The following is a 4,548-nucleotide window of genomic DNA, read 5'->3' on the forward strand; positions in this document are numbered from 1 at the left end:
GAGTTCCCAGCGCTGTATCCTGAGATTTACAAAACCCCAAGCGAGACTCGCGCAATTTTGAACGATAAAGGCTGGAGAACGGTTGCCGCCTTTCAAACGCGCAATCCGATGCATCGCTCGCATGAGTACCTGGCTAAGATTGCTATTGAAATATGCGATGGGGTGCTCATTCACTCCTTATTAGGGGCGCTAAAGCCTGGTGATATCCCAGCCGATGTACGCCAAGAAGCGATTAGAACCTTGATTGATAACTACTTTAGATCTGACACGGTGATTCAAGCAGGCTATCCACTAGACATGCGTTACGCAGGCCCTCGTGAAGCATTATTACACGCCGTATTCCGCCAAAACTACGGCTGTAGCCACCTCATCGTTGGTCGGGATCACGCAGGCGTCGGTGATTACTACGGTGCGTTTGATGCGCAGACGATTTTTGATAAAGTTGAAAAAGACGACCTTATTACGCAGCCTCTAAAGATTGGCTGGACGTTTTGGTGTAATGCTTGTAATGCTATGGCCTCTGACAAAACTTGCCCGCATGACGCTGCCGATCATGTCAAAGTATCAGGTACCAAGCTGCGTAAAGCGCTATCGGAGGATGAGGAGGTGCCAGAGAACTTTAGCCGTCCTGAGGTGCTTGAGATCTTGCGTGAATACTATGCCGGTATTGCTAAGGAAGAACGCGCTGAGGTCAAACTCACTGGCGCATCGGCGGTGTAGTTTGAGTTTATTAAAGCTAATGAATGCACAATCCCCAGTTTAGCGACTGGGGATTTTATTTTTTTATCTATTCTATATTTACAGCACCACTTCATAATGTGTACTACGTCCTGAAGCGATGGACTTTTTTAGTATGTCTTTTTCTATTAAATCATTAATATCTCTTAACGCGGTATCCGCTGAACACTTTGTCATCAAGGCCCACTTTTTAGTCGTAAGCTTGCCATAAAAGTCAGTCAATAATATGTTGAGCATTTTTACTTGTCTTGGGTTCAATGATTGCTGACGGTGAGTCTGCCAAAAGCTGGCTTTTCTGATGATTTTATCTGTTGTTTTCTGTGCGGCTAATAGCGCTTGCTCTAGCGTTTGTAAAAACCAAACTAACCACTGCGTAATATCTGAACCCCCTTTTTGCGTACGCTCTAGTATTTTGTAGTATGTATTGCGCTGTTTAAGTATTTGAGCTGACATACTGTAAAAACGTTGCAGACTACCATCACTTTGAGCTAGCGTTCTTTCGGTGATTGCACGCGTCAAGCGGCCATTACCATCATCAAAAGGATGCAGGGTCACAAACCATAGATGAGCAATACCAGCTTTGATGACTAGATCCAAATTATCTTGCTCATCTGCGGATGTATTCAACCAAGCTAAGAAGCGCTCTAACTCTATGGGCAACCTATCTGCACTTGGCGCCACAAAATGGACTTGCTCACGCCCGTAACCACCAGACACCACTTGCATAGCTCCTTTGCTATCATCACGAATTGCTCCTGCTTTGATGCTATACAGTCCACTATATCCTGTTGGGAACAGGGCATTGTGCCATCCCAGCAAGTCATTCAACGCCAGTGGCTCTTGATAACCATAAGTGGCTACAAGCATCATCTCAACGATCGCATCGATTTCACGCGTGGCAGCAGGCATGTCATTAGTCTTTATACCTAAATGCCGTGCGACCGAGGAGCGTACTTGCTCATTATTTAATGTCTCACCTTCAATCTCAGATGTTTTAACGACTTCAAGAGTAACCGCATCTAATTGTGCTTCAACTTTCAAATCAAAACCCAAGGTGACTAACTTACCAAGCAGATGTCCTTGCAATATCCGCACACGACTCACTAGAGGTAGTAATTGCTTATCTGACCAGCTCCATTGTGTCCAGTCTGATCTTTCATGAATATAAATCGCCTGCTTCATTGTTATTCCTAAGCCATGAGGCAATCAAAAAGCTGTGCGGTCATTAATAACCTAATCTCCGCATATTATGCAGAGATTAAGAGGCTTATTCAATGCATTTTGAGTACTAAGCTTATGCTAATTTTTAAAGTTAACCTTTCTCTAGACGTCGATGCTTTAATCCAGATCTAAATCTCTTGCAAGTTTTTGATACTCGCCAGCCATAGAGCCGCCGCCTGAGCAGAAGCGACTCAGCGCATATTTATCTTGGCTATCAATAGCGAGTGTATCGTCTTTAAATTGAAAAAAAACGCTACTGTCATTTATATGTGTTTTAAAAATAATGCCGTGCGCTTGATCTTGACCTAATAAAGTTGCCGTACCATTGAACTGACAAGTTGGCTTTTTGATATCGTTACGGCTATGCACTTTTATCTTAATACTATCTTTAACGTCACTATCGTGACTAATTTTGATAGCCACCCAGTCGTAACCCTGCGCTCGCTTGTTATAACCCTCAGAGACATAGCTGCCAATGACCCTTTTTGCGGCAGATGAGGGCTTATATTGGACATCGACTGATTGACCTAAAGTGTGCGTTGATAATGTCGTGTGCGTGACATGAGTAGGAGACGTGCTACAGCCGCTAACAGTGATAACAGCAAGCAGCACCGCGGCAGCAGCGTAGGGCAGAAGTGGAGTGGTCATATAGTCGCTCATTTATTGAAGTTAAAAAAATACGCTTTTGCAGGCAGCTCGTAGAATACCCAATAAATTCACTTATGCCAACTTGAATAGGTGATAAGCGAATTTGTCACTAAGCAATAGATAAATCAGCTGCTAGCATAGCGCTCATTACTGCGAGAGTCTGTTGTTTATCACCTAAGCTTGCGCTAGTCATAAAAATGAGTCATTCACCCAACAGAGAACTGCTATGACCAAAAATATATTTACCCCTAAGCGATCGCGACCTAATAACCGCCAGCAAAGCTTTTATGTTCAATCAAGCGCATTACTGATGACGGGTGCTGTTTTAGTGTTAGCAGGCTGCACGCAAGCGCCTGCTACGCAAGCGGATATAGACGCCGCTTTGCACGATATTAAGCTACTCAACGTCTCCTATGATGTATCACGCGACTTTTATAAAGAATATAATCCACTGTTTAAAGCGGACTATCAGGCGCAGTATCCAGATAGTGATGTTCAGATTGATCAATCGCATGGTGGCTCTAGTAAGCAGGCGTTATCAGTAGCTAATGGGTTGCAAGCAGACATCGTCACTTTAAACCAAGAAAGTGATATGAATCTACTTGTCGAAAAGGGACTGGTTGCAACCGATTGGAAGCAGGCTTTTCCAAACGATGCCGTTCCTTATACCAGCACTATCGTACTGCTAGTGCGCCAAGGCAATCCAAAAAATATTCAAGACTGGCAGGATTTGGCACGTACAGATATTGAGGTACTCATGCCAAATCCTAAGACCAGTGGCACCGCGCGTTACGCATTTTTGGGTGCCTACGGCTACGGTCTTCACAAGTTTAGTGAGGTTGCCCAAAGCGCGGCTCAAACAGATACTTATATGAGCAAACTACTTGCCAACGTCGTCACTTTTGACAATGGTGCCCGTGCGGCAACCACCAGCTTCACTCAGCGCGGGCTAGGGGACGTGCTCATCACCACCGAAAACGAAGCGCACCTAGTCGCAAAGCAGCACGCTAAAGGTCAAGTGGATATCGTTTATCCAAGCTATTCTATTAAGATCCATAACCCTGTCGCTGTCGTCAAAGCTGTGAGCGACAAACACGGTAGTACCGAGGCGGCTAATACTTATCTAAAAGGGCTGTGGGATGCACCTGCGCAAACGCTCATAGCAAAAACGTATCTACGCCCAAGCGATGAAAACATACTTGCCGCACATAGACAGACGCTACCTGAGATTGAGACTTTTGAGCCAGTAGCTGTCTTTGGATCGTGGACACAAATTATGGATGAGTTTTTTGTTGATGGTGGACGTTTTGATAAGCTGGTACAAAAGAGCACCTCGTAGAGTCGTTAGATGACATGCGGTTTTGTGCCTAGTAAAAGTACGGTTTATTAAAAGGCAAAGGCACAACATTGCAACCATACAAGTCTCTGATAGCGATGGATTTTGTAGAATAAAAGGCGAGTCCATTGGCTATTTTAAGGTTTGTGTTTCGCGTTATTATTCCATTTTGGCAGAAACATACGCATATTCATCATTAAAGATAATAAGCTGGCGCTGTTAGCATACTGGCATCCCTTAACTCACATGACCTATTTTGAGACTCCTATGACTTATCAAGTTTATAAAAACAAAACCATTAGTACACTAAGTATTGCAGGTCTTGCGGTCACGCTTGGCTTAGCAGGCTGTAGCAACAATGATACTACCGAGACCACCACAAATGCTGATGGTACGCCCGCCGCTGAGAATCAAAATATTGAGCTGCTCAACGTCTCATATGATGTGGCGCGTGATTTTTATAAAGATTATAACCCTATGTTCGTTGAGCACTACAAATCTGAGAATCCAAATGCGACTGTGAATATCAAACAGTCTCATGGCGGCTCAAGCAAACAGGCGTTATCTGTGGCAAATGGCTTGCAAGCGGATGTGGCGACGATGAA

Annotated in this window: 3 protein-coding genes and 2 pseudogenes; 3 read left to right on the forward strand and 2 right to left on the reverse strand. The window is 44.2% G+C overall.

The features are described 5' to 3' along the window. Positions 1 to 720, forward strand: a pseudogene (gene sat, locus ACTXGO_RS10035) (sulfate adenylyltransferase); the annotation flags it as partial. Between the two features lie 78 nt (positions 721 to 798). On the opposite strand, the gene ACTXGO_RS10040 reads toward sat, so the two are convergent. Both ACTXGO_RS10040 and ACTXGO_RS10045 read right to left on the reverse strand, forming a co-directional pair. Next, positions 799 to 1,920 (reverse strand): Fic family protein, encoded by a 1,122-nt coding sequence (locus tag ACTXGO_RS10040; protein ID WP_443574303.1) that lies wholly within the window; start codon positions 1,918 to 1,920, stop codon positions 799 to 801. Between the two features lie 156 nt (positions 1,921 to 2,076). Beyond that, on the reverse strand, positions 2,077 to 2,607 hold the full coding sequence (locus tag ACTXGO_RS10045; RefSeq protein WP_443574305.1) for a hypothetical protein: 531 nt from the start codon (positions 2,605 to 2,607) through the stop codon (positions 2,077 to 2,079). A 226-nt stretch (positions 2,608 to 2,833) separates the two neighbouring features. Between ACTXGO_RS10045 and ACTXGO_RS10050 the strand changes: the two genes are divergently transcribed. Together ACTXGO_RS10050 and ACTXGO_RS10055 are read left to right on the forward strand one after the other, a co-directional pair. Then, positions 2,834 to 3,946, forward strand: coding sequence for a sulfate ABC transporter substrate-binding protein (locus tag ACTXGO_RS10050; RefSeq protein WP_443574307.1), 1,113 nt, complete (start codon positions 2,834 to 2,836; stop codon positions 3,944 to 3,946). A 264-nt stretch (positions 3,947 to 4,210) separates the two neighbouring features. Continuing rightward, positions 4,211 to 4,548 (forward strand): annotated as a pseudogene (locus ACTXGO_RS10055) (sulfate ABC transporter substrate-binding protein); the annotation flags it as partial.

This window comes from Psychrobacter sp. T6-1 (genome assembly GCF_052258445.1).